25 protein-coding genes and 1 pseudogene are annotated in these 23,913 nt (G+C 39.7%); 13 read left to right on the forward strand and 13 right to left on the reverse strand.

The window, feature by feature from the left end; all coding sequences use genetic code 11:
- Nucleotides 1-16 precede the first annotated feature (16 nt).
- The 3 genes from PL11201_RS13125 to PL11201_RS13135 all read left to right on the forward strand — a co-directional run bounded on the left by PL11201_RS13125 (nt 17) and on the right by PL11201_RS13135 (nt 3,613).
- Complete coding sequence (locus tag PL11201_RS13125; RefSeq protein WP_079679262.1) at nt 17-1,447, forward strand: KAP family P-loop NTPase fold protein; 1,431 nt, start codon at nt 17-19, stop codon at nt 1,445-1,447.
- A gap of 149 nt (nt 1,448-1,596) precedes the next feature.
- Nucleotides 1,597-2,529, forward strand: a complete 933-nt coding sequence (locus PL11201_RS13130) for a CBS domain-containing protein (protein WP_079679264.1) — start codon at nt 1,597-1,599, stop codon at nt 2,527-2,529.
- A 22-nt stretch (nt 2,530-2,551) separates the two neighbouring features.
- A complete protein-coding gene (locus tag PL11201_RS13135; protein WP_079679265.1) occupies nt 2,552-3,613 on the forward strand; it encodes a CBS domain-containing protein in 1,062 nt (353 codons plus the stop codon).
- A gap of 143 nt (nt 3,614-3,756) precedes the next feature.
- Here the strand turns inward: PL11201_RS13135 and PL11201_RS13140 are convergent, their stop codons facing one another.
- From PL11201_RS13140 to psbH, 4 genes are all read right to left on the reverse strand, one after another.
- Nucleotides 3,757-4,023 carry a DUF3146 family protein gene (locus tag PL11201_RS13140; RefSeq protein ID WP_079679267.1) on the reverse strand — a complete coding sequence of 89 codons (267 nt, stop codon included), beginning with the start codon at nt 4,021-4,023 and terminating at the stop codon, nt 3,757-3,759.
- Nucleotides 4,020-4,664 carry an aminoacyl-tRNA hydrolase gene (pth, locus tag PL11201_RS13145; RefSeq protein WP_144017744.1) on the reverse strand — a complete coding sequence of 215 codons (645 nt, stop codon included), beginning with the start codon at nt 4,662-4,664 and terminating at the stop codon, nt 4,020-4,022. The genes PL11201_RS13140 and pth overlap by 4 nt, the downstream gene beginning before the upstream one ends.
- Nucleotides 4,665-4,713: 49 nt before the next feature.
- Nucleotides 4,714-4,977, reverse strand: coding sequence for a TatA/E family twin arginine-targeting protein translocase (locus tag PL11201_RS13150; RefSeq protein ID WP_079679269.1), 264 nt, complete (start codon nt 4,975-4,977; stop codon nt 4,714-4,716).
- 188 nt (nt 4,978-5,165) lie between these two features.
- Nucleotides 5,166-5,369, reverse strand: a complete 204-nt coding sequence (gene psbH, locus PL11201_RS13155; protein ID WP_042151338.1) for a photosystem II reaction center phosphoprotein PsbH — start codon at nt 5,367-5,369, stop codon at nt 5,166-5,168.
- Nucleotides 5,370-5,600: 231 nt separating this feature from the next.
- Between psbH and psbN the strand changes: the two genes are divergently transcribed.
- The 4 genes from psbN (at nt 5,601) to PL11201_RS13175 (ending at nt 8,576) form a co-directional block, all read left to right on the forward strand.
- A complete protein-coding gene (psbN, locus tag PL11201_RS13160; protein WP_079679270.1) occupies nt 5,601-5,732 on the forward strand; it encodes a photosystem II reaction center protein PsbN in 132 nt (43 codons plus the stop codon).
- A gap of 233 nt (nt 5,733-5,965) precedes the next feature.
- Nucleotides 5,966-7,066 carry a chorismate synthase gene (gene aroC / locus PL11201_RS13165; protein ID WP_079679272.1) on the forward strand — a complete coding sequence of 367 codons (1,101 nt, stop codon included), beginning with the start codon at nt 5,966-5,968 and terminating at the stop codon, nt 7,064-7,066.
- 1 nt (nt 7,067) lies between these two features.
- Nucleotides 7,068-7,979: an MBL fold metallo-hydrolase gene (locus PL11201_RS13170; protein WP_079679273.1), complete on the forward strand. Its 912-nt coding sequence runs from the start codon at nt 7,068-7,070 to the stop codon at nt 7,977-7,979.
- Between the two features lie 48 nt (nt 7,980-8,027).
- Nucleotides 8,028-8,576, forward strand: coding sequence for a DUF3747 domain-containing protein (locus PL11201_RS13175; RefSeq protein WP_079679274.1), 549 nt, complete (start codon nt 8,028-8,030; stop codon nt 8,574-8,576).
- A 30-nt stretch (nt 8,577-8,606) separates the two neighbouring features.
- Here PL11201_RS13175 and PL11201_RS26800 read toward each other — a convergent pair.
- The 4 genes and pseudogenes from PL11201_RS26800 to PL11201_RS13190 all read right to left on the reverse strand — a co-directional run.
- A pseudogene (locus tag PL11201_RS26800) lies at nt 8,607-8,909 on the reverse strand (PmeII family type II restriction endonuclease); the annotation flags it as partial.
- Between the two features lie 18 nt (nt 8,910-8,927).
- Nucleotides 8,928-9,404, reverse strand: coding sequence for a DNA methyltransferase (locus PL11201_RS26805; protein ID WP_234996687.1), 477 nt, complete (start codon nt 9,402-9,404; stop codon nt 8,928-8,930).
- Between the two features lie 111 nt (nt 9,405-9,515).
- Nucleotides 9,516-10,397 carry a hypothetical protein gene (locus PL11201_RS13185; RefSeq protein WP_234996688.1) on the reverse strand — a complete coding sequence of 294 codons (882 nt, stop codon included), beginning with the start codon at nt 10,395-10,397 and terminating at the stop codon, nt 9,516-9,518.
- A gap of 76 nt (nt 10,398-10,473) precedes the next feature.
- Nucleotides 10,474-11,076, reverse strand: a complete 603-nt coding sequence (locus tag PL11201_RS13190) for a DUF1517 domain-containing protein (protein WP_079679275.1) — start codon at nt 11,074-11,076, stop codon at nt 10,474-10,476.
- 117 nt (nt 11,077-11,193) lie between these two features.
- On the opposite strand from PL11201_RS13190, the gene PL11201_RS13195 reads away from it, so the two are divergent.
- The 3 genes from PL11201_RS13195 (at nt 11,194) to hetL (ending at nt 13,959) form a co-directional block, all read left to right on the forward strand.
- Nucleotides 11,194-12,618 carry an MFS transporter gene (locus PL11201_RS13195; protein WP_079679277.1) on the forward strand — a complete coding sequence of 475 codons (1,425 nt, stop codon included), beginning with the start codon at nt 11,194-11,196 and terminating at the stop codon, nt 12,616-12,618.
- Between the two features lie 189 nt (nt 12,619-12,807).
- Nucleotides 12,808-13,179, forward strand: a complete 372-nt coding sequence (locus PL11201_RS13200; RefSeq protein ID WP_234996689.1) for an ArsR/SmtB family transcription factor — start codon at nt 12,808-12,810, stop codon at nt 13,177-13,179.
- 36 nt (nt 13,180-13,215) lie between these two features.
- Entirely contained in the window at nt 13,216-13,959 is a 744-nt protein-coding gene (gene hetL, locus PL11201_RS13205; RefSeq protein WP_079679278.1) for a heterocyst differentiation pentapeptide repeat protein HetL, read from the forward strand.
- Nucleotides 13,960-14,020: 61 nt separating this feature from the next.
- Here hetL and acsF read toward each other — a convergent pair whose 3' ends face one another.
- Nucleotides 14,021-15,097 carry a magnesium-protoporphyrin IX monomethyl ester (oxidative) cyclase gene (acsF, locus tag PL11201_RS13210; RefSeq protein WP_079679280.1) on the reverse strand — a complete coding sequence of 359 codons (1,077 nt, stop codon included), beginning with the start codon at nt 15,095-15,097 and terminating at the stop codon, nt 14,021-14,023.
- 227 nt (nt 15,098-15,324) lie between these two features.
- Here acsF and PL11201_RS13215 point away from each other — a divergent pair, with 227 nt between their 5' ends.
- From PL11201_RS13215 to hemJ, 3 genes are all read left to right on the forward strand, one after another.
- Nucleotides 15,325-15,972, forward strand: a complete 648-nt coding sequence (locus tag PL11201_RS13215) for a biliverdin-producing heme oxygenase (protein WP_079679282.1) — start codon at nt 15,325-15,327, stop codon at nt 15,970-15,972.
- Nucleotides 15,973-16,022: 50 nt separating this feature from the next.
- Nucleotides 16,023-17,408 carry an oxygen-independent coproporphyrinogen III oxidase gene (gene hemN / locus PL11201_RS13220; protein WP_079679284.1) on the forward strand — a complete coding sequence of 462 codons (1,386 nt, stop codon included), beginning with the start codon at nt 16,023-16,025 and terminating at the stop codon, nt 17,406-17,408.
- A gap of 69 nt (nt 17,409-17,477) precedes the next feature.
- A complete protein-coding gene (gene hemJ, locus PL11201_RS13225; RefSeq protein WP_079679602.1) occupies nt 17,478-18,035 on the forward strand; it encodes a protoporphyrinogen oxidase HemJ in 558 nt (185 codons plus the stop codon).
- 312 nt (nt 18,036-18,347) lie between these two features.
- Here hemJ and PL11201_RS13230 read toward each other — a convergent pair whose 3' ends face one another.
- The 4 genes from PL11201_RS13230 to PL11201_RS13245 form a co-directional block, all read right to left on the reverse strand.
- Nucleotides 18,348-19,070 carry a biliverdin-producing heme oxygenase gene (locus tag PL11201_RS13230; protein WP_079679286.1) on the reverse strand — a complete coding sequence of 241 codons (723 nt, stop codon included), beginning with the start codon at nt 19,068-19,070 and terminating at the stop codon, nt 18,348-18,350.
- 212 nt (nt 19,071-19,282) lie between these two features.
- Complete coding sequence (gene surE / locus PL11201_RS13235) at nt 19,283-19,960, reverse strand: 5'/3'-nucleotidase SurE (protein ID WP_079679288.1); 678 nt, start codon at nt 19,958-19,960, stop codon at nt 19,283-19,285.
- A gap of 117 nt (nt 19,961-20,077) precedes the next feature.
- On the reverse strand, nt 20,078-22,549 hold the full coding sequence (gene recG, locus PL11201_RS13240) for an ATP-dependent DNA helicase RecG (protein ID WP_079679289.1): 2,472 nt from the start codon (nt 22,547-22,549) through the stop codon (nt 20,078-20,080).
- A gap of 457 nt (nt 22,550-23,006) precedes the next feature.
- Nucleotides 23,007-23,828: a hypothetical protein gene (locus PL11201_RS13245; protein ID WP_079679291.1), complete on the reverse strand. Its 822-nt coding sequence runs from the start codon at nt 23,826-23,828 to the stop codon at nt 23,007-23,009.
- Between the last annotated feature and the right edge of the window lie 85 nt (nt 23,829-23,913).

Below are 23,913 nucleotides of genomic sequence, written 5' to 3' on the forward strand. Positions count from 1 at the left end.
AAGGCGTAAACAAGTTATGTCTTTTAATCAAGCCGATAGAAATATCATTCGCGGCGGCCCAGGAAGTAGCAGTCAGCTTAATTATGATATTTACGCTGAATTACTGTGTGATATGGCGATCAAGGCTACACAACCACTTGACCAACAAAATCAAAATTCACATCATAAAGAAGGCGCTTTTACCATTGGTATTTTTGGTTCTTGGGGGAGCGGAAAAACCAGCCTTATGGCGCGGATGAAAGGGGATTTTGAAAAATTAGCAACTCAGAACCAAAAATATAAAACCGTTTGGTTTAATGCTTGGAAATATGACGATAAACTGGATATTAAAAATGCTCTGATCCAGACCATTCTTAGTCAAATATGTGAAGACAAAACTATTGCTTTAGAAGATCGTAAAAATATTAGAAAAGCGGCTTTAACCTATTCAGTTTGCGCTATTAAATTAGCGGGAATTTTAGCAAGAGGATATGTTAATGCTCAAACAGCAGGTTTTATTAATACACAAGCCATAGCTAAACAATTTGAAATGGTAGTTAATCCTGATGAAAACCCTCACCTCATTAATCCTTATCAATTTATCAATAACTTTGAAAATGTCTTTAAAAATGCAGTGCAAAGTTATGTGGGTAACGATGGTCGATTGATGATATTTATTGATGATTTGGATCGTTGCTTACCAGAAAATGCTTTATCTGTCCTAGAATGCTTGAAATTACATTTAGATCAGTCTAACTGTATTTTTGTCATTGGAATTGATAAAAGAATTATTGAGCAAGCGGTGGGACAAAGATATCCTAAAGAGCTTGGTATTACTGGTAGAGAATATATAGAAAAAATCATCAATCTTAACTTTTTTCTCTCTGATAAAGATCAAGAGGAAGTTAAAAAGAGACTGCTTCAAGGTGATTTAACTTTCGAGTATAATAATGCTGATCAAATATGGGGAATGGTTGCTAAAGCTACTAATTCAAATATCCGTAAAATGCAGCAATTTATTACAGCTTTTTACATGATTCAAGAGATTGTGAAAAAACACAACTCTACCCTTGCCAATAAGCTGGAGGAAAAACGATTAACCACCGAGGAGAAAAGCATAATTGAAAAGACAAAAATAGACTGGAATACAGATAACAAGTATAAATTTTGCAAAATAATTTTACTCCAGTTAAATTTTCCTGAGTTTTATGATCGTTTAGCTAACAATCATAAACTTATGGATCAAATATACACGGCTTGGAAAAGTAAAGGTGGAACAGATAATGACATAGATAATGGCATAGATAATTTAATCAAGTTTAAGGATGAATATCCAATATTTGCACAATTCTTAGAAGATCGAAATTTAATAGACTTTATAGTTACCTACTATAAGGATGGCAAAATCAAAAATAGTGATGACTGGAAAGTGATTCAAAAACTATCTCAATCTGTAACTTATATGTAATATTTGAACAATTTAAGTCAATTTTTGGCCAAGTTGTTATTTGGGTTGATGATTTTTTATCAGAAACACAAACAGAAAATTCTAACCTAGAAAACAAAAGTAAGTCGGAGTCTCAAACTATCGAATCAACTCTTGAAATCAATGTCAATATGGAAAATAGCGATGCAGTCAGTTTAGAAGATACGAAAGTCATAACTCATGATTTTTGTATCTTGAAAGACACAGATACAGTAGCAGAAGCATTAGCTCTAGTTACTGTGCAAAATGCAAGTGAAATTGTCATTGTCGATGAGGATAAAAAATTTGCGGGTATCCTAACTGACTTATCAATTTTACAATCATTACCACCGCCAGTTTTAGATGTACCTGTTAAGTTTAGAATTAAAAACCCTAAATTTCGCAAACAATTAAATGAGGAATTAGTTAATAGTTTAAAAAAGCCGATAAAAGAGGTATTTGAACTAGAAAAAATTAAGCCTTATACATCTAAAAATCAGAGGTTAATTTATGCGATGGATAAATTGGTCGAATCCTATAAATCAACTTCAGCAATCAGAGTTTTACCTATTATCAATGAGGACGAAACAGTTTATGGCGTAGCTTCTCCCGAAACCATCTTAAGTCACATTAAATCTAATCAAAAATTTTGTCAATTGAAAGCCGAACGCTTTTTAGCGTTACCGGAAGAGAGTGGTATGGAACAACCATATACTCTATTACCATCAGATACCCTAGCTCAAGCTCGATTTGCGATGAAATATTTGCCGATAGACTATATAACTATCTGCGATAAAGATGGCAATTTGCTAGGAATAGTTGATAAAAAGCAGGTGACGAAACTGACTCATCCGATGTATTTTAGTTTAATGGGTATATCATTATTGAAAATAATGAAACCTTTAACTAAATTATGTTTGGTCGATAAAAGTCAACCGTTGCAAGAGTGTATTAATGCTTGCTTAAATTTGGCATTTAAGGAAGTAGTTATTATTGAACAATTGGCAGAAAAATTTTACCCAAAAATGGTAGTAACGCCAATTGAGATTTTACAATTACGCTTACAAGTTTACCGTCAAAGTTAAACAATAATGGAGGATTTTAATCATGTCTATTAATAATATGAACTCACTTATTAGTCAGGTTTTTCCTAGACTTTCACAGAATAGACCATTATACTGGTTAAAGCCAACTGACAAAGTGGCCAAGTTAGATGCTATGATGGATATACGGAATATCAGACACGTCCCCATTATTGAGCCTATTGATCAAAGCGTTCAACCAAGAGGAGAGTTATTAACTGTTATTAACAAAACAGATTTAGTAAAAATTTTCACTCCTCCTAATGAACTATATCCGCCCCAATTTCCTCTTACACCTCAAGAAAAATTGGCAGTAGCAAGCTTTAGTAAAGATATTAGTGCAAAACGTATTAATCAAATTCCAGAGTTTGTACAACTTATGACGATACCTGTTAAAACTCTTTCTCTTGGCAATAGTACAGTTGGTAATGTATTTGACGCTTTAATCAATCCTGTAAAACCCGAAGGACAAAATTTTACTCGACGATATCGGACTCTATGTGTATATGGGCACAATCAGCTTATTGTAGGAACAATATCTTACACGGATGTATTGCGTGAAATCAACGATCCAGCTCCAAGTCGTACACAGTTCTTAATGGAAACTATAGATCAAAATAGCCTATTTAAGAAAAGAGCGGATCTTATCGTATTAACTGAGGATGAAGATTTGCTCCAAGCCCGAAAGATTTTGAACGACAATGACTTCACTCATATTCCTATCACAACACCAGATGGTAGATTTGTGACAGGAATAGTTGATGATGTGATTGTTAATACTTTCTTACACGATAAAATTTTTGATCTATACTCAGAATTGCCGTTGAAACATATTATGCTTCCGCTAAATAAGAGGAATAGTGTAAGTCCTGGGACTGTGACATCTAGGGTGATTGAAACATTTGTTCCACCTAATTCCAAGGATAGACCTACGGCTCTTGTAGTTTGCACAGAAGACCCTAATGGTGGGAATTTTACCTTAGACGGAATAATCAGCTATACTGATATCTTCCGAGGCTTTCAAAACTGGGCAAATCCACACAAATCCCCAACTCCTAAACCAGAAAATAAAGTGCAAGATAATTGACGCAAACCAACTCAAAAAATGCTTCCTAAATGATAGAATTAACTTGAGACAATACTGGTGAATTTTGATTAAAATTAGTCCGCGTAGGCGGACTTTGTTTGTGTAGCTGCGATTTTAATCGCTAGAAATTGGTACTGCTACTGCTACAATTGAGCGCGAACCGTAAAGCAATAATCTCCACCCGGTTCTAATTGATAATCATACTTTTCTAAAAACCGTCCTAGGGGTTCTTGAATTAAAGCTCGTCCTTGGGATGGTTGAATCGTGAGTTTTTTGGTATGTCGAAATCGCCACTGAAATCGCCACTCATAATCCCCAGCACTCACCTCCCCTTCGAGTAGACCCTGGTGCCAAGATTGTCGCGTAATTCGCACATACGCTGTTGTTTCAGGTAAACTTTTAGAACTCACTCTGGGTTATCAACAAGACTGCGATTATTATATAAACTCATGGCTTTTTCCACACCTTGATGCAAACTTAAATCGATCGCTTCTCCCACCCATTTTAGAACTTGTTCCATGATTTGCATTTCCGTTGCAGAAAATTTTCCCAACACATAGGAAACCGTTTCCCGTTCCATTGTTCCAGATATTGACTTAGGTTTACCAATGCCAATTCGCAACCGAGGAAAATTTTGGGTTCCTAAATGGGAAATCGTAGATTTCATCCCATTATGACCTCCTGCGGAACCGGACAACCGCAGTCGTAACCGTCCTAGGGGTAAATCCATATCATCATAAATCACTAATACCGATGTCGGAGGAAGTTTATACCAATCAACGACAGCCCGAATTGCCTGTCCCGACAAATTCATATAGGTCAGAGGCTTTAATAATCTAATTTTTTCGCCAGAAGATGTTACCCCTTCCCCAAATTTACCTTTAAATTTGCGATTTTCTGAAACGGGAATTCGCCAAGCCTTGGCTAAAGCATCTATCGCCTCAAAACCAATATTATGTCGGGTTTGTTCATATTTGTTCTCAGGATTTCCTAAACCCACAATTAATTGAGGCACAATTAATGTTTTAGCAGGTGTAACCTCCGTAATCATAATCATTAATATAACTAAATAACGTTAATTTCTCTATGTTACCCATTAATTAATCAAGGGTATTTTTGATGGAATTTTCTTGAGAAGTGGATGCGACAGTTGAGTTATTTTCTGGTTTAATTTTAGCCGTTTCTTCTAACTTTTGAGCCTCTTTTTTAAATTCATCTTCAAACTCTTTAGAAGCCTGTTGAAACCCTTTTAGGGCTTTGCCTAAACTACTGCCAATTTCCGGTAGTTTTTTCGGGCCAAAAATCAACAGTGCCAGTACCAAAATTACTGCCATCTCGGGTAAACCAATGCCAAATATATTCACTAAAATAGTCTCCTAAATTACAAAAAAATAATCGATAGTTGTTACCAATAGAAAACCGTGAACTGTGATTTTTAACTTTCCAGAAGTAGAAATCTAGGACTTGAGTTAAGTATTTTTAGTTATTATACTTAAAACTCATTGCCTAAATTACTCCTCACAGTTCACGATTAACTGGATTTTAAACTTGATTAGCGGGTTAAATTAGCCCAGTTCACATCCACATTTTCGAGTAGCAGTGAGGAATTATAAATCTGTAAAATAATTAACAGAAACACGAAAAACAGACCCATAAACACTGCCATTAAAGAGGTAGTTCCCCAACCTGGAGAAACTTTACCATACTCGGAATTTAAAGGTCTTAGTAAATCTCCTAACCAAGTCCGTTGTGCCATAGTTCACCTAAATTTTTTACGTCAACAAAATTTTTTCTGGATTTTGGACACTCTCACCGCTTCAAGCCAGGGAAGAGATGGGAGGCTTAGGCTAATGTTACCCGATTTAGGTGTCCCCATCTCGGGTTAAACATAATATCCTGGCTCCAGTACCCAAACAATTGTTAAATTGTCTTAAGTTTTCTGAGTATTTTATTATAGAAGCATACGAATAACAAGGGACTAATCATCATGGAACCCGCATTAACTCTGAGTATTTCTATCGCTGTGGTTGTGATCGCCCTGACGGGATATGCAATTTACACCGCTTTCGGCCCCGCTTCTACCGACCTGCGCGACCCCTTTGAAGAACACGAGGACTAAATGGGCTAGGAAACCTCGCCTTGGCATAATATACCTGTGATACAGATATAAACAGCAACTATATGGGCGAGAAGACCTCGCCCCTACCAGCAATCGGTAACGAGGTTGTAATCTTTTATCGTAGGGGTGGCGTCCCTCCAAACCCAACAGTTGAGAATGGGGGAGGGGAATTGAGGATTTTAATAGCGCGTCTGGGGTAGAATAGAAAGTTTGGCAAAATAAACACAACCATTATGGGCAACACATTTGGGCATTTATTTCGGATCACGACCTTTGGAGAATCCCACGGTGGGGCGGTGGGAGTTGTGATCGATGGTTGCCCTCCCCGATTAAAACTTGATATTACAGACATTCAGGCGGAACTGGATCGACGTCGCCCCGGACAAAGCAAGATTACCACTCCTCGCAAAGAAACCGATACCTGCGATATCCTCAGCGGCGTGTTTGAGGGGCGAACCTTGGGAACCCCGATTATGATTATGGTACGAAACCAGGATACTCGCCCCCAAGATTACAGTGATATGGCGGTAAAATATCGCCCTTCCCATGCCGATGCCACCTATGATGCGAAATATGGGATTAGAAATTGGCAAGGAGGGGGACGATCCTCAGCCCGGGAAACCATTGGACGGGTGGCTGCCGGGGCGATCGCTAAACAAATTCTCAAACAATATGCCGGGGTAGAAATTATTGGTTATGTGAAACGGATTCAAGATATCGAAGGAGTGATTGATCCCAATACCGTTACCCTAGATCAAGTAGAAAGTAATATTGTCCGTTGTCCCGATGGCAATTGTGCCGAAACCATGATAGAACGGATTGAACAGGTTCGAGATCAGGGGGACTCCATTGGTGGGGTGGTGGAATGTGTGGCTCGAAATGTTCCTTTAGGACTTGGATCTCCAGTATTTGATAAACTAGAAGCAGATCTAGCGAAAGGGGTAATGTCCTTACCCGCGAGTAAAGGATTTGAAATTGGCTCTGGCTTTGCTGGCACTCTGCTCACAGGCAGTCAACATAATGATGAATTTTATATTGATCCTGTGGGTGGCGTCCGAACCGTAACCAATCGATCGGGTGGAATTCAGGGTGGCATTTCCAATGGAGAAAATATTATTATCCGAGTAGCATTTAAGCCAACTGCTACAATTCGGAAGGAGCAACGCACCGTCACCCAGGAGGGAGAGGAAACGTTGTTATCGGCGAAAGGACGGCATGACCCCTGTGTTTTACCTCGGGCTGTGCCAATGGTGGAAGCAATGGTTGCCCTTGTATTGTGCGATCATTTGCTGCGTCATCATGGTCAGTGTGGAACTTTGAAGCCTGAAGAATAAAATGGAAACCAGCCTATCGTCTGTGGGGGCTAACCCTCAGAAGCTCTCTAATTTATCTGCTCCCGACTCTAAACCCGAGGATTTTGTGATCCAGTTCTGGGGGGTTAGGGGCAGTATTCCCACCCCTGGAAAAGAGACGATTCGTTATGGGGGCAATACCTCCTGTTTGGAAATGCGAGTGGCTGGTAAACGCTTGATTTTTGATGGCGGAACTGGCCTGCGACTCCTAGGAGATGATTTACTCAAAGAAGCCCCGGTGGAGGCGTATATGTTCTTTACGCACTACCACTGGGATCATATTCAAGGATTTCCCCTGTTTACCCCGGCTTTTATGCGGGGCAATTGCTTTCATATCTATGGGGCAATTCCGCCGGATGGGGAGTCGATGAAACAACATTTTATTGACCGGATTTTGCATCCTAATTCTCCAGTTCCCCTGACGGGACTGCAAGGTGACTTGAGATTCTATACACTTAAGCCCGGAGACTCGATGATGTTGGATGATATTCTGATTGAAACCGGACAACTGAACCATCCGAATACGGCTATGGGATATCGGGTGACTTGGAAGGGACGCACGGCGGTTTATTGCTCCGATACCGAACATCTCCCCGATGGCTTAGATGAGAATGTCTTAAATCTGTCTCAAAATGCCGATATTTTGATCTACGATGCTATGTATAGCGATGAGGAGTATCATAATCCTAAATCTCCGAAAATCGGTTGGGGACATTCCACTTGGCAAGAAGCCGTAAAGATGGCTAAAGCCGCAGGAGTCAAGCGAGTGGTGATTTTTCACCATGACCCTAGCCATAGCGATGACTTTTTGGATCAGATAGAAAAGGAAGTCCAGGCCATATCTCCCCAAGCAATTATGGCACGGGAAGGGTTAGTGGTTCCCGTGGGATTTTAGAGAATCGATTAAGTAAATTCCTGCCACCATTAGACGGTGCAAATTCATATGAAATCAGCACTAAAACCAATTATAGTTGCTTTGGTAATCGGGATATCAGTCCTGAGTTTTAGCTTAAATGCGATCGCAGTTAATTTTGACCAAAAAGAGGTAGATCAGGATCGATTTGTGGCGATCGCTGTGCCTCGCGCCTTTGGACATACTTTAGTCATTGTGGAACAGGTCTCGGATAGTCGCCCCTGTTGGAGTGAAAGCGGTAGTCAGCCCACGATTGTTGATCCGTTACTGCTGAATTTTGATTTTACTGGGATTTGTGGACGGGCTACCGATAGTAATGGTTATTCGGTGAGAATGGCTGGAACGGATTTGGTGCTGTCCCATGCTTTGAGTGTTCAAAGTACGCCTAGTGATATTTTGTTAGTTGCCCAGTCCCGGGCCGATGCCTACGCGCCACCGATTATTATTGGTAGAACCTATGGATTTACCAGTGGTTTCGCTAAAATAATTTTAGAACCCGGTTGGCGTTTAACCAAACGAGTTTATCAGGGAAAAACTTTAGGTCATATTTATTTTACTAGCGATTCTTCTGCCTTTTAAATAAAGGTTGAAATGGAGTTATGCGATCGCTTATTCCTCTAAATCAAAGGATTCTTCTAATTCTAATTCTAAAGACAACTGGGCTTCTACTGATTCTAACTTCACATCTTCCCGCTTGGAAACATAATCAACTAATTTAATCCAGTCAATCTGATTATTTTTCATAAAATAACGCATAAATTCTTGCGTCATTTCATTGATTTTAGCAGAATAAGTTGCTTTAAAAATTTCATCTTTTTTCTTGGCTTCTATGTCAATGGGTACAATCATCTCCTGGTAGAAATTATCATCTTCTGAGATAAAATTCCAAAAATCTTGGCCAGCATATTTAAAATAGACTTTATCTGGATCTTAATCCGCTTTCAAAGGGTTTTTATCTTTTCCATACATACAACCATTTACAGCCACAATTTCCTGAGTTATTCCTCTCTTTTTATGCCAAATATATTCTTCAGTCCATAACCATCCTTGTTGTTGCATTTCTAAAATTAACTTAATAACGTAGTTATGCCTTTCTCCATTAACAACTTTTTCTTTGATATTAATAATAAAGGTTCCATCTTCTTTTAAAACTCTGTACAATTCCAGAGAAATAGGAAGAAACCATTGGACATAATCATCTGGATTAATCCCGCCATAGGTTTTTTTCCTGCTATCTGCATAGGGAGGAGATGTTACAATCAGATCGGCTATATTAGAAGGAATTTGCTGCAAAACTTTTGAGCAATCACCTAAAATAATTGTGTTGTACCAATCTTTTTCAGAGGTAATTATCTCCTGCTGATTAGGATTTGATATTAGTTTTAATTCTGGGGGGTGAATACTCAATGTAACTCTCCAAAGAAGCGATCGCTTTTTCCCAATCAAACTCTATCAGTTGTAATGATCTCGAATCAACTTGTTGAAAGGAAGAAGGAGCCCGGTCGGGCTCACTACGGTTTAACGGCGTCTTCTGCTGCCACTGCCAGAGGAGGAACGACTGCGGGAACCACTGCCGAAACTGGGTTTGCGTTGTTGAGTTGAACCTTTATTCGGGGAGGTGCGTAAATCCGTTGCTCCGAACCCCGAACCCGTTGAACGGCTGGAATTGGGGGAGTTGGGACGGTTGACGGAGGAATTCCGGTTGGAGTTGCGAATATTTCCGGTGGTGCGGAGGGTGGTGCTATTTTTTACCGCCGCTGGGGGGCTATTGTATCGAGTCCGATAGTCGTTGACGGCTTGATTATAATTGGAACCGTAACCGCCATATCCGGTCATCATACCGCCAGGTTGATACATCGGAGGGACATAATAGCGGGGGGCAAATAAGCTATTAGCGATCGCACTTCCGGCGAAAGATGCGGCAAAGGGTGTCCAGAAACTCGATTCTTGTCGCACGACAACGGTTTGCGGTTGACCCGTGGCGGGGTTGGTTTGAGTTTCGGTAACATTATGAACATATTCAATCCGAAAGTCTTCGGTTAAATACAAAATGGGTTGACCATTGGTAATATTTAAGGTGCTTTTTTCTCCGGCTTTAATTTGTTCATCGCTTAACTGCGCCATTTGTAAATCCGTCGTCCGATAGGTGGCAGATTTCCCCGCCGGAGTATTTAATAACATCAGGGTATACTCCCCATCGACGTCATTATATTGGGCTTGCTGAACCGGATATTTACCCTCCATCACTTGATTTTGGGGGGCAGACGTGGTGCGGGCCGATTGTTGGGGAATCGATGAAGTTGTGGCAGACCCACAGGCAACCGTTGTCCAACAAAACGTTACCGAAATCAACAGAATTAAAATTTTTTTCCACATAAATCCATTCACTTTTGTCAACATTTGTGTCTCCTATTGTAACAAAAAAATCCTCAATTGGTAACTATTTTTTAACTTCCAGATCAACCGATAATATTCCCTAAAGGGGAATCAGTTCGGGAAAGTTCTCTAATAATTGGTCGTTGGTTAATTCATCTCCTAAAACAGCCGGGGAAAAATGCACTTGAATCCCTCGGAGTCGGTGTTGATAATGCAGATTAATTAATGTTTTTAACCCCTGATTCATGGCTTCCAAACTAGCTAAATCCGTTTCTAATTCAGGAACTTCTCCTTCACTAACTATGGTAATCATCACAATTAAATTGTGGGTAATGGGTAAAGATAGGTATGAACTTTCATCTAGGGGTTGAGAAAAATCCGGTTGACTCAAATACCGTTGGCCCGAATCCGTGAACAGTTCGTTAAAGTAGTCCGCCGCCTCGCCCTCACTCCAGACCACATCCCCTTCATTGGAGCCTGAGAGCCAATAGGTGTCATACTGAAGCAGACCTTGGCAGACTTCTACTAAGGCTTCTCCTGTGACTGGTAAATCGCCCTCAGCATCAATCACGTCCCTGGCGGCTTGGTTAAGTATTCCCAGCAGGGGCGCGACCTGATCTCCTCCCAAATGTAGAAACAAACGACTAACGACAAATCGGGTTTTCCCCATCATCCGATTAAAGCGATCGCCTAGAGCAGCCATAATTACATTACTCCTGAATGATTATTGGTATTTAATCAGCATATCGTTTTAAGCTATCCTGTTGTTAGCCATCGGGTTTTGGTTCTAAGTTGGCAATACTCTTTAATATCAATACAGATGAACTCCACTCCTTCTCCAACAGTTTCTCCTCGAGAAAAGCTAAATTTATCAACTAAATTAGCCTTTGGTGCAGGGGATTTAGGCCCGGCAATTACCGCTAATATTTCTGTATTTTTTGTGATGGTTTTTCTGACTAATGTTGCGGGTTTACCTGCTGGATTAGCCGGAAGTGTATTAATGGTGGGAAAAATTTGGGATGCGATTAATGATCCGATTGTGGGAGTATTAAGTGATCGCACGGTTCATCCTTGGGGAAGACGTTATCCTTGGATGGTTTTTGGTGCAATTCCCTTTGGGATTCTGTTTTTTTTACAGTGGATTGTTCCGAGTAATAATCAATGGTTTTTGTTTGGGTATTATGTGATTATTGGGATTTTATTTAATACCGCTTACACCGCCGTTAATTTACCTTACACTGCCCTAACTCCCGAATTAACATCGGACTATAATGAACGCACCAGTCTCAATAGTTTTCGCTTTTCTTTTTCCATCAGTGGTAGTATTTTCTCCTTGATTTTAGCACAAATTATTTTTAGTTTATTTCCTGATTCTCCCTATCAAAAATATTTAGTTTTAGGGGCAGTTTGTGCGATTCTATCAGTTCTTCCCATATTTTGGTGTTTCTTGGGAACTCGAAAGCGGGTATGGTCGGGAAATTCAGTCGCAGATAGTCAGGATAATTCCGATAGTATTCCCCTGGCAGAACAAATCAAAATTGCCTTGAGTAATCGGCCTTTTTTATTGGTGATTGGAATTTATCTTTGTTCCTGGTTAGGAGTTCAACTCACCGCTTCAATTTTACCTTATTTTGTAGTCAATTGGATGCAGATGCCGGAAGCAGCTTTTCCCCAGGTGGCAATCGCAGTTCAGGGAACCGCTTTAGTGATGTTATTTGTCTGGAGTTCTGTTAGTAAACGCTATGGGAAAAAGTCAGTTTATTTTATGGGAATGGGGGTGTGGATTATTGCCCAAGCGGGTTTGTTTTTCCTCCAACCCGGACAGGTTGGATTAATGTATATTCTGGCAATTTTAGCTGGATGTGGGGTCTCAACGGCCTATTTAGTTCCCTGGTCAATGATTCCTGATGTCATCGATTTAGATGAATTAAATACCGGACAAAGACGAGAAGGAGTCTTCTATTCTTTTATGGTTTTATTGCAAAAAATTGGGTTAGCCGTGGGGTTATTTTTGGTCGGACAAGCCTTAAGTTTTGCTGGATTTCTTTCTACAGTTCCCGGTCAACCCGCCCCCATTCAACCAGACTCAGCCCTGTTAGCCGTCCGGTTTGCTATTGGCCCCTTACCCACCCTTGTTCTCATAATTGGGATGATTTTTACTTTTTTATATCCGATTACAAAAGAGGTTCACACCGATATTTTACTGCGACTGAGCGAGAGAAAACGAAACAAAAATCTCAATTAAAACCCAATTAGAGATATTATAGCAGTCGCCCAGAGACTAATGCTAAAACCGGGCACAGAGAACTCTTTTCCTGTCTGTTCCCCATTCCCCATTCCCTAAATGATTAGATAATGTGGTAATATAATAGACAAGTAATATTAATAATCCGATTCAGTCCTACTGCCCATCACCCACCCCAGTCTAAAATCCATGCAATCGACTTCAAACTGCGATTATTTACAATTATCTCCCGCCGCCCTAGCATTAATGGCAGACTTTTTTAAAGTATTATCAGAAGTCAGTCGATTACAAATTATTTGCTGCTTAAAATCTGGGGCTAAAAATGTCACCCAAATTATTGAAGCCACCGGGTTAGGACAGGCGAATGTTTCTAAACATTTAAAACTACTAGCCCAGGCAGGAATTGTTACCCGCACCCAACAAGGTGTCAGCGTTTACTATGAAATTGCTAATCCCCTTTTATTTGAAGTTTGTGATTTAGTCTGTGAATCTTTAGTGGTTCAAATGCAGCAACAAAACCAACAGTTAGAACAACTTCGAGCGGTTAAATCTGCTGTTTAGTTTATTTTTTAATCCTTGATTTAACTTAATATTATCATGAATGTTGATGAATTTCTCCGCAGATATGCCGCCGCCGAGCGGAATTTTCCCGATATTGACCTATCTTATGTTGATTTACAAGAAGCGAATTTAGTTAATTTAAACCTAACCCGAGCCAATTTAAGTTATGCCGATTTGCGAGAAGCAAGATTAGGAAAAGCTAAGCTTTCTCAAGCTAATTTATTTCATGCTAACCTCAGTGAAACCATTCTTTGGGGGGCTGATTTAAGCGAAGCGAATTTATATCAAGCTCAGTTACGAGAAGCCGATTTAACCGGAGCAAAACTGATTCACACATCCTTAGAAGAAACTAAACTCATCAAAGCGTGTTTATCGGGATGTAATTTAAAAAATGCCAACCTTTCCCAAGCTATTATTTTTGAAGCTAATTTTCGCCCTAACCAGAATCAACAAACGGATTTAACTGATGCAATTCTAGTGGAAGCTGATTTGAGTTATGCTAATTTTAGTGGAGCAATTTTAGAACAGGCTAACTTTGAAAAAGCTAAACTCTGTCATGCCATTTTTGGAGTTTCAGGGTTAGGGGTTTTAAGCTCTGAACAAAGCTATAAGACTAACCTCAGTGGCGTAAATTTCAAAGATGCCGATTTAAGTTATGCCGATTTTAGTGGGGCGAATTTATCCAGAGCTAATTTACAAGGGGCGGACTTAACTCGGACAATTTTAACCCACGCTAATCTTCATGGGGCGGTGATGCCCGATGGCACAATTCATGATTAATTTATAATTAAAAAACAGGGTTTTATAAATTATTGTAAAACCCCGTTTTTATACAAAAATATTAATGAACTTCCGCCCGTAATGCTTCTGCATCAATAGGTTTAGCTAAATAAATTCTTAGTAAATGCCACAAAGTTGAACAATTTGTGGGCAATTTTAATAGGAATTTAACCCATTTTGGTTTTTCGGTAGCATCAATTTTTTGATTCTTGACATTATTCTCAGAACATTGTTCTAAACGACGGAAAAAGTCTGGGTGTTCTGTATCTAAAACTTCGGGAAATGCTCTTAAAGAAGTTTCATTAGTTTTCCTCACCACATGACGATTATATTCCTTAGCATCTAACCCCAAGGTTTCATAGAAATCTTCTCTTTCATTAACGGTTAAAGTATGGGTAGCAAACACCGTTAATAGGAAAAACCGTGCCCACAGTCTACCTTTCCAACTTTGCCACATATTGGGCTGCGATCGCAATAAAACCTTAAAGAAATCACCATGACGGTTTTCATCCTGACACCAATTTTCAAAATAACGGAATAAAGGATAATATTCATGTTCGGGATGTTTTTCTAAATGACGAAACACCGTAATATAACGCCAATACCCAATTTTTTCCGATAAATAAACCGCGAAAATAATCCACTCGGGTTTGAAGAAAGTATAAGTCCGGTTTTTAGTTAAATAGCCTAAGTCTAACGATAAATTAAAATCTGACATCGCCTTATTAATAAACCCCGCATGACGGGCTTCATCTCTGGCTAATAAATGAAACGCTTCTGATAATAAAGGGTTGCGATTTTTCAGTTGACGTGATAACTCTTTAAATAATAAAAATCCAGAAAATTCAGAAGTACAAGACCGTTCTAAAAAGTCAACAAACGCCAAGCGGGTTCTCTCATCAATTTGTTCCCAACTTTGGTCAAATTGTTCATCCCGTACAAAATGATGGCGGTTATAGTCCGCCCGCAACTCCTGTAAAACCGCCGAAAATTCCTCCTCACAAGTGGATAAATTGATATTCGCCATCGCGTCAAAGTCCGTTGTGTAGAAGCGAGGGGTCAGCAATGTCTCTTGAACCGGATTTTTAATCCCGGGCCGCAGTCCTTGAGTTTCGGGGTTTTGGATAGTGTTTACCATCGCTGCGATTCCTTAAATATTACTATCTAGTTATTGAACTATATAATTTTTATTTTGTCTAGGGGTTCCCCTAAATTTCCTGCGTTAGTAAAGAATTGTAACAACTATATAACTAACCAGCGATATAGTGATAGATTCATTCGAGTAGGAAAAACCGAACCTCGGGCTTGCTATTTCCCCTGTTTTTAGTCTGAGGAAAAATTTAATCTTAATTCATCTCTAAAATTATGACAAACTTAGCTGAAAAACTCAAAATCGGAACCCAACAATCTCATAGTAATGCCGAACATACCGGATTTATGAGAAACTTTTTATCCGGGGGTATCAGTAGAGAATCTTTTTGTCAACTTCTGAGTAATTTATATTTTGTTTATAGCCAATTAGAAGCAGAATTACAAGCCCATCAAACCCATCCCAATATTAGCAAAATTTATTTCCCCGAACTCAACCGAAAAGCCAATTTAGAGAAAGACTTAAACTTTTATTATGGAGAACATTGGCCAGATAATATTACCGCTTCTCCCGCCGCCCAAGCTTATGTTTCTCGACTTCACGAACTTTCTGCTACCGAACCCACCTTATTAATTGCTCACTCCTATACTCGCTATATGGGTGATTTATCGGGAGGACAAAGTTTGAAAAAAATTGTCCAATCTGTATTTCATTTAGAAGAACATCAAGGAATTTGTTTTTATGAATTCGATCAAATCTTAGATGTCAATGAATTTAAAAATCTCTATCGTCAAAGATTGAATGAATTAGTCCTCAGTGAACAACTCCAAGATCAAATTGTTGCCGAAGCCAATAACGCTTTTGTCCTGAATATTGCTATGTTGCGAGATTTGGGAGAAGCCCCAACTCCAGCTACGGTTTAATTTTGTCTATTTATTATCTACAATTATAACTGATTAGGGAGAACAAATCAATGGTTTTTTCAGTTGCCAATGTGGCGTTTGATTTTGATTTAATTGAAAAATACGGTAATGCAGTTCCTCGTTATACCAGTTATCCACCAGCCACAGAATTAAAAGATGAATTTACCCCTTTAGATTGGGAATTTTCCCTGACTGAATCGAATCGACGCCAATCTCCCTTATCTCTCTATTTCCATATCCCCTTTTGCCAAACAGCTTGCTATTTCTGCGGCTGTAATGTGATTGTTTCTAATAATAAAAATGCAGCTAAAACTTATGTCGAATATTTGTCAAAAGAAATTGAATTCACTTCTGGTTTTATTGATACTCGACGCCCCGTTACCCAACTGCATTGGGGCGGTGGTACGCCGAATTACTTATCCTTAGAACAGGTTGATTATTTATGGGAAACCATTAATAAACAGTTTATCTTTGATGATAAAGCCGAAATTTCCATAGAAATTAATCCCCGATACGTCGATAGAAACTATATCTTTTTCCTGAAACAAATGGGGTTTAATCGGATTAGTTTTGGGATTCAAGACTTTAATCCCCAGGTGCAAGAAGCGGTTAATAGAGTCCAGCCGGAAGCTCTGTTATTTGATGTAATGGATTGGATTAAAGAAGCCGGATTTGAAAGTGTGAATGTGGACTTAATTTATGGCTTACCCTATCAAACTTTGTCTAGCTTTAAAGAAACCATTAAAAAGACGATTAAACTCGATCCTGATCGGATTGCTATTTTTAACTTTGCCTATGTTCCCTGGATGAAACCAGTCCAGAAAAATATTCCCGAATCTGCCCTACCCCAACCCCATGAAAAGTTAGAAATTTGGCAAATGTCAATCCAAGAATTGACCGATAATGGCTATGTTTTTATTGGCATGGATCACTTTGCAAAACCCAATGATGAATTAGCGATCGCCCAACGAAATTCATCCTTAAAACGAAATTTTCAAGGGTATACAACCCAACCGGAAGCCGAACTTTATGGCTTTGGGTTAACCTCTATTAGTATGTTAGAAGATACCTACGCTCAAAACCATAAGCGATTAAAAGAGTATTATCAAGCCATTGATCAGGGAATTTTACCCGTAAGTAAAGGGTTTAAATTGAGTAAGGATGATATTCTCAGACGAGATGTGATTATGCAAATTATGTCTAGTTTCTACTTAGATAAATCTCAAATCGAAGCTAAATATCATCTCGATTTTGACAGTTACTTTGCCCCGGAATTAATCGCCATGCGTCCTTTAATCGCTGATGGGTTAGTTCAGTCTAATTATGATTCTATTGTCGTCACCAATTTAGGCAGACTCTTAGTGAGAAATATTGCCTTTTTATTTGATACCCATACTCTAGCCCAACAGGAACAAAGATTATCAAGGGCGATTTAATTGCCAGATTGTCCAGAATCCAGTAAGGTGGTTTATACCACCTTTATTGTTGAGGATTTTATTGGATCTATGACTTATTTTTGGTTTAAATCCTTTCATATCATCGGAATGGTTGTCTGGTTTGCAGGTTTATTTTATCTGGTGAGATTATTTGTTTATCACGCCGAAGCCGAAGAAAAACCCGAACCCGCCCGTAGCATTTTAAAAGAACAATATGAATTGATGGAAAAGCGTCTTTATGGCATCATCACAACCCCAGGAATGGTGGTGACGGTGGTAATGGCGATCGCCCTTTTAATTACACAACCCAGCCTGTTACAAGATATGTGGCTGCATATTAAATTAGGATTAGTTGCGGTTTTAGTCGCCTATCATTTTTATTGTGGTCGGATTATGCGACAATTAGCTACCCATAAGGTGATGTTCACCAGTCAACAATTCCGCAGTCTAAATGAAGTACCAACGGTGCTTTTATTGGTGATTGTTTTACTAGCAGTATTCAAAAATAATTTACCCATCAATACAGCTATTGCTGTGACGGGTAGTTTTATTGTAGGGATGATTGTGTTCTTCCAACTCTATGCCCTCCATCGACAAAAAAACGCCCAGCAAGTGGTTAGTCAGTAAGCCAATATAGCAATCCTAAATAGCATAGCGCTACGCGCAAGGGAACACCGGAACAGGGAACAGAATTGAAAGGGTTTCAGGGTTTAAAAATGTCCTAACCGTAATGCGTAGTGCTATATATCGTAGGGGTTGGGTCTTCCAACCCTCTTATGGATCTTTCATTCCCCTATAAAAATACAAAATCCTGAACACAAGACAAATCCTTGCATTCAGGACTAATTTGTTTTATAGTATTTTATAGCAGTTTCCAGAAAGGTTAGCACAAGGACTGATCTCGCAAACCTGACGTTACCTGTTGCCTGCTATAACTGATTATTCGGCGGCGGTTGCTAACCCTTCCGTTGCGCCCTTTGTCCGGCGACGAGTTAAGGTATTAAACAACATTTGACCAATAGCTTTGACTAAATTCCCTTCTAATTCATTGAACATTTTCATGTTCATCCCAAAGGCATCATTGGCTTCATCGACAATGCGAGTTGCCATTTCTTGGTCAATATCAACGCTATCCATTTGTTGACGATAATTGACCTTAAATGCTTTTTCGTCGGGAATATCATTAAACTCGTAAAACTGAGTTCCCTGTCCATCCTGTAAGTTCATCGCGTTTTGAGCAATTCCCTTCAGAATTTGCCCCCCGGACAAATCCCCTAAATAGCGAGTATAGAGATGGGCAATTAACAATTCGGGTTCAGAATTAGAGATTTCTCGAATTCGAGCAACATAGGCTTTTGTGGCTTCAGAAGGTTGTACTTCTTCTTTCCAATTTGCACCATGATAAAAGCATAAATCCTGCTCTAAACTTTGTTTGCGATTCAGTTCAGGAAAATACAATTTAGATAAAATTGGATGGTTACGGTGGCGCTCCATTTCTTCTTCCATTGCGGAGTAGACAAAATAGAGATTTCCTGCCAATTTTCGGTAAGACGTCTTTTCTACTGTACCCTTTAAAAAGCACTTAATAAAACCAACGTTTTCCGCCATTGTGTGAGACTTCTTTGTGCCTTCTCGCAGTTGGGTTGCTAAGTTAACGCTCATACTAAAGTTTTAATCCCAAAGCTAAATTCAACAATAGGCGTCTTGCTAATCACAGCACCAAGAAAAACCGCCTAATTCCTGATACTAAACTAATTTCATGAGAAATGGTGTTAAGAATTGTCACATCCACCCCTGACACCAATCGGCTAGTTATATTTACAACCTCTTTATGTCTGGGTGTCTGGGTGTTTAAATTAATCTTGACCCCTCACCTACAATCTAATTAAACTCACAGCTATTTTACCCCGAAAACACACCTCTACATCCGTTCCGACTTCGTAGGTGCGATCGCTATAATTTCCATGATAATGAAAATAATCTCCTTCTACTCTATAATTAATCGGCAAAGATTGAATTCCTAATTTACAAAATACCAGATCTGGCTCAGGATCTTCCGGTTCCAAGTCGGGAAAATTAACATTCCAAAAACACCCCCGTTGCGGAGGATGCTGCATTAATTCATTTAACACTAAATTTGCCCAACGGGTTGCCCTTTTCCAATTCACGGGTTTTCCTTTTTTGCGATATTGCGATAAAGCTATCCCCGGAATTCCCTGAATTGCCGCCTCCCTCACCGCCGCCACCGTCCCGGAAATATACACATCAACCCCCATATTTCCCCCCGGATTAATTCCCGAAATCACCCAACTTAAATCAGGACAAAGATGGGATACTGCTAACCGAATACAATCGGCGGGAGTTCCCCCGATCGCATATTCTATTTCCGAACGTTTTTCAACATGAATGCCTTGATTAGTTGTGACTTGATGTCCACATTGAGAATATTCTTTTTGGGGAGCAATCAAAATTTTTTCCCCAGAAATTGCCTTCCCTAATGCTTTAATTCCTGGTGCATCAATACCATCATCATTTGTTAATACTATTTTCATTTTTTAAGGGAATAGGGAACACGGATTTAAGAGGATTTCACGGATTTCACGGATTTCACGGATTTTAATCTGTGTTAATCTGCGTAATCCGTTTAAATCTGCGATAGGTAATGAGAACTAGGTTAAAATACTGCCTCCCATAATCTTAATATAACGACGATTTAATTCATCTCGCATTAAAGGTAAACCCTGTAACTTTGGATCTTTTTCTAATACATTTTGGGCAGCATCCCTGGCTAATTGTAACACCTCCTGATCCTCAACTAAACTGGCTAAAGCAAAATCCGGTAAACCTGACTGACGAGTGCCTAAAACCTGTCCTGGCCCCCGCAATTGTAAATCCATTTCGGCAATCAAAAACCCATCCTGAGATTGTTCTAAAACCTGTAACCGTTGTCGCGCTTCAGGGGTAGAACCTCCTAACATTAATAAACAATAGGATTTATCCTTTCCTCGACCCACCCTACCGCGTAATTGATGCACTTGAGATAATCCAAACCGCTCGGCATTTTCAATTAACATCACCGTGGCATTCGGAACATCCACCCCCACTTCCACCACCGTTGTTGACACCAGAATCTGAGTTTCTTTATCCCGAAATAGAGTAATAGCTTCATCTTTTTCCGCGCTACTCATTCGACCATGGAGCAACCCAATTTTAAACTCGGGAAAAATCTTAGACTGTAATTTTTGATGTTCCTCCACCGCCGATTTAACATCTAATTTTTCTGATTCTTCAATTAAGGGTAATACCACATAAACCTGTCTACCTTTGGCTACCTCCCGTTGAATTAAATCATAGGCATCCCGTCGTTGTTTTCCGGTTAAAATAGTGGTTTGAATGGGTTGGCGACCGGGGGGAAGTTCATCAATTTGACTCACATCTAAATCCCCATGTAAGGTTAGGGCTAAGGTGCGGGGAATGGGAGTGGCGGTCATGGTTAAAACATGGGGAGATTCGCCTTTTTGTTGTAATCTAGCCCGTTGTTGAACCCCAAATCGATGTTGTTCATCTATCACCACCAATCCCAAACGATGAAAATTTACCTTATCTTGAATTAAGGCATGGGTTCCGACTAAAACTGGCAATTCTCCCGTTTCTAAATGGGCATGAATTTGACGCCGTTTTCCCACTTTCGTTGAACCCGTTAATAATTCTACAGGCAGGTGCATTAAATTAAACCAACTGACTAATTTTCGATAATGTTGTTCGGCTAAAACTTCCGTTGGCGCCATTAAAGCGGCTTGATATCCGGCTTGAATTGCCGCTAACATTGCCACCACCGCCACCACGGTTTTTCCGGCTCCCACATCTCCTTGTACTAATCGATTCATCGGTTCAGGGGAATATAAATCTTGGAGAATTTCTTGAATTACCCGATCTTGAGCATTGGTTAATTGAAAGGGTAGAATTTGATAAAATTCATCCATTAATTTGCCTTTTGGGGCTAAAACTGCACTGGTTTCCACTTGTTTCTGCTGTTGTCTTCGGGTTAATAATCCTAACTGTAAATAGAAAAATTCATCAAAAACTAACCGCCGTCTAGCCGCCGATAAACAATCTCGGTCTGGAGGGAAATGGATATTCTCAATGGCATTAGTTAACCCAATTAATTGATATTGATTTAATACTTCTTGGGGTAAGGCATCTTTTAATTGTTTCGCCGCCGGTAAGGCTGCAATTACCGCTTTTCTCACCACATCCGCCCCGATGCCATCTGCTAACGGATACACGGGCAAAAGTCGCCCAATTTTCATCGATTCAATTTGACCATCGGCATCATCTAAAACCTCTAATTCCGGGTTATCTAAGGTAATCCCATATTGATTTTTTTTGACTAAACCCGATGCGGCAATCAACGCCCCGGGAGCATAATTATTTTTTTGTTGATGTTGCCAACCTTTACTACTATATCGATTTCCGGCATAAAATCGACTAATTTTAAGCTGTCCGGTATTATCGCTTAATACTAATTCTAATATGGTTAATTTTTTATTGCGCGGACTACTAAAACAACTACACCGTTTTACCTGAGCAATTAGGGTTACGGTTTCCCCAGGTTCGAGTTCTTTGATTTTTACCTGTCGGGCGTAGTCAATATGATCCCGGGGATAATAATACAGTAAATCAAATACGGTTAAAATTCCTAATTTAGCGATGCGATCGCTATTTCTCGGCCCGATAATTTTTTCTAAGGATTGTTCTAAGGAAATCTCAACACTTTTGGCTTTTTCCGCCATTCCAGCACTACGAGCCTGGGGGTTTCGATTGTGTTCTTTTTCCCGAATATCCGATACCTTATTTCTACAGTCAAATAACCGTTGTAATTGCAATAAAAAACGTCTCGTATCGGCAATTAAATGTTGTCGGTCTTCTATGGCTAATTCAGGATAGCGTAAAAACTCCTCCGCCAAATCTTGACACCGTTGTTGGGTCTCCGGCGGTGCATTTTCAAACAATTCCTTTAAACTCACATAAAAAAATTCATGGAACTGATATTGACTCCCCTGTAAATTCGTAAAACCCCGTTCTGCTTCCACGCACAACGCTTTACTAAATCTCCACCAGTCCGGTTGATAAGATTTCATCTTAATCTCAGTTCCTAATTACCCTGTCTTTGTGACTCACCACAGCCTATTATAATATATTGTATTGTCAGCAGAACAGAGATTTTCTTTGCTTTTCTTTAACCGCTCTACTCGGCTTTTTAATAATAGGAATTAACGCCAATTTCAGAGGGGTTGACAATAACAAATCGATTTTGCTATAATTTTAGCAAATGCTAGTGGCGGGGTTGTGGACTTGCACTTGATTTTTTAAGCAATAAATCTTAAAAGCCTTTATCCATAGCCTTACAGACTTTTCGAATTTCCCCACCCCTCAATTTTCGGGGAAAATCAAAGCGAATTTTAAAGAAGGTTGACACGAATAGTTTTCGGGTGCTATAATTTGAGTAGATGCTACTGGGGGTCGTTCGTCCCTACTCTTGATTTTTTAGTCAATCAAAACCCCTAAAACCTTAACCCACAAGTATTACAACCCTTTTTAATCCTCATACCAACTGGCTCGCCAAGCGTCTTCCGCCTGAAGTATAGCCCTCTCCCGTAACTTTTTTTGATAGTCCCGACGGATACCACTCAACTGTCCCGATAAATGGCGGAGTTGGTGACGTCGCGCCATCACATTAGCATCCGCAAACTCAATTTCCCCCAGGCGCAAATGAATAGCCGTTAACTTGGTCATCATAGAGGTTTGGGACTCGTCATCATCCTCCGTCTCAATCATGATCTGGAGCAAATTCGCTGGCCCAGCCACCATATCACTCGACGCTTGAGCTTTAGAAGCCACTTCCAAAATCGCTTCCGGTAATTTTTTCGGTAACAGTCCAAACCGTTGTAACAGCAAGTTAGCATCCTTAGATAGCAATTTCAACAGCCGCACAATTTCAGTTTCAATCCCTTCTTGCCAAGCCAATAAATCCAACGGTTGTGGAGTCCGAGAAACCTGCAAATTTTCCTCGGGCTGTGCCTCCCCCTGCTCAGAGGTAAAATCCTCCTCCTCTCCATCTACAAGTTCAAACGAAACTAGAATGTGCAGAGAATCGCACAAATCCGTCTGCATTTGTCGGGCTAAATTTCTTAGCTCCTGTTGTAATTTTTGTCGTTGTGAAACCGATAACTCTAAAAATGCTTGAGGATAGGTTTGAGTACAGAGATGATAACTCGCCAAAATTAATTGTTGACGTACCCCTTGCCCCAGGGCTACCAAATAGACTTCATAAGCCTGATGAAACTCTTGGGCAATTTTAGCGATCGCTTCTTCCAAAGCAGCGATATCCTGATCAACGCGATTTATTGATCCAGCCATAAAGGAATTACGAATTACGAATTACGAATTAATGAACTCCGATCATAATTAAATTCCTATCAGATCGGAGTTCCAACTATCAATT

Origin of the sequence: Planktothrix sp. PCC 11201 (genome assembly GCF_900009135.1) — a bacterium.
GTDB lineage: Bacteria > Cyanobacteriota > Cyanobacteriia > Cyanobacteriales > Microcoleaceae > Planktothrix.

Bases quoted from the DNA above. Each gene is read 5' to 3' on its own strand.
- PL11201_RS13190 (WP_079679275.1), bottom strand. From the start codon at position 11,076: ATGGCTGCTCTAGGCGATCGCTTTAATCGGATGATGGGGAAAACCCGA.
- PL11201_RS13135 (WP_079679265.1), top strand. From the start codon at position 2,552: ATGTCTATTAATAATATGAACTCACTTATTAGTCAGGTTTTTCCTAGA.
- hetL (WP_079679278.1), top strand. From the start codon at position 13,216: ATGAATGTTGATGAATTTCTCCGCAGATATGCCGCCGCCGAGCGGAAT.
- PL11201_RS13175 (WP_079679274.1), top strand. From the start codon at position 8,028: ATGAAATCAGCACTAAAACCAATTATAGTTGCTTTGGTAATCGGGATA.
- aroC (WP_079679272.1), top strand. From the start codon at position 5,966: ATGGGCAACACATTTGGGCATTTATTTCGGATCACGACCTTTGGAGAA.
- PL11201_RS13125 (WP_079679262.1), top strand. From the start codon at position 17: ATGTCTTTTAATCAAGCCGATAGAAATATCATTCGCGGCGGCCCAGGA.
- PL11201_RS13185 (WP_234996688.1), bottom strand. From the start codon at position 10,397: ATGTTGACAAAAGTGAATGGATTTATGTGGAAAAAAATTTTAATTCTG.
- pth (WP_144017744.1), bottom strand. From the start codon at position 4,664: ATGATTACGGAGGTTACACCTGCTAAAACATTAATTGTGCCTCAATTA.
- PL11201_RS13230 (WP_079679286.1), bottom strand. From the start codon at position 19,070: ATGAGCGTTAACTTAGCAACCCAACTGCGAGAAGGCACAAAGAAGTCT.
- PL11201_RS13245 (WP_079679291.1), bottom strand. From the start codon at position 23,828: ATGGCTGGATCAATAAATCGCGTTGATCAGGATATCGCTGCTTTGGAA.
- PL11201_RS13130 (WP_079679264.1), top strand. From the start codon at position 1,597: ATGGAAAATAGCGATGCAGTCAGTTTAGAAGATACGAAAGTCATAACT.
- surE (WP_079679288.1), bottom strand. From the start codon at position 19,960: ATGAAAATAGTATTAACAAATGATGATGGTATTGATGCACCAGGAATT.
- hemN (WP_079679284.1), top strand. From the start codon at position 16,023: ATGGTTTTTTCAGTTGCCAATGTGGCGTTTGATTTTGATTTAATTGAA.
- acsF (WP_079679280.1), bottom strand. From the start codon at position 15,097: ATGGTAAACACTATCCAAAACCCCGAAACTCAAGGACTGCGGCCCGGG.
- psbH (WP_042151338.1), bottom strand. From the start codon at position 5,369: ATGGCACAACGGACTTGGTTAGGAGATTTACTAAGACCTTTAAATTCC.
- psbN (WP_079679270.1), top strand. From the start codon at position 5,601: ATGGAACCCGCATTAACTCTGAGTATTTCTATCGCTGTGGTTGTGATC.
- PL11201_RS13195 (WP_079679277.1), top strand. From the start codon at position 11,194: ATGAACTCCACTCCTTCTCCAACAGTTTCTCCTCGAGAAAAGCTAAAT.
- recG (WP_079679289.1), bottom strand. From the start codon at position 22,549: ATGAAATCTTATCAACCGGACTGGTGGAGATTTAGTAAAGCGTTGTGC.
- PL11201_RS13170 (WP_079679273.1), top strand. From the start codon at position 7,068: ATGGAAACCAGCCTATCGTCTGTGGGGGCTAACCCTCAGAAGCTCTCT.
- PL11201_RS13215 (WP_079679282.1), top strand. From the start codon at position 15,325: ATGACAAACTTAGCTGAAAAACTCAAAATCGGAACCCAACAATCTCAT.
- PL11201_RS13200 (WP_234996689.1), top strand. From the start codon at position 12,808: ATGCAATCGACTTCAAACTGCGATTATTTACAATTATCTCCCGCCGCC.
- hemJ (WP_079679602.1), top strand. From the start codon at position 17,478: ATGACTTATTTTTGGTTTAAATCCTTTCATATCATCGGAATGGTTGTC.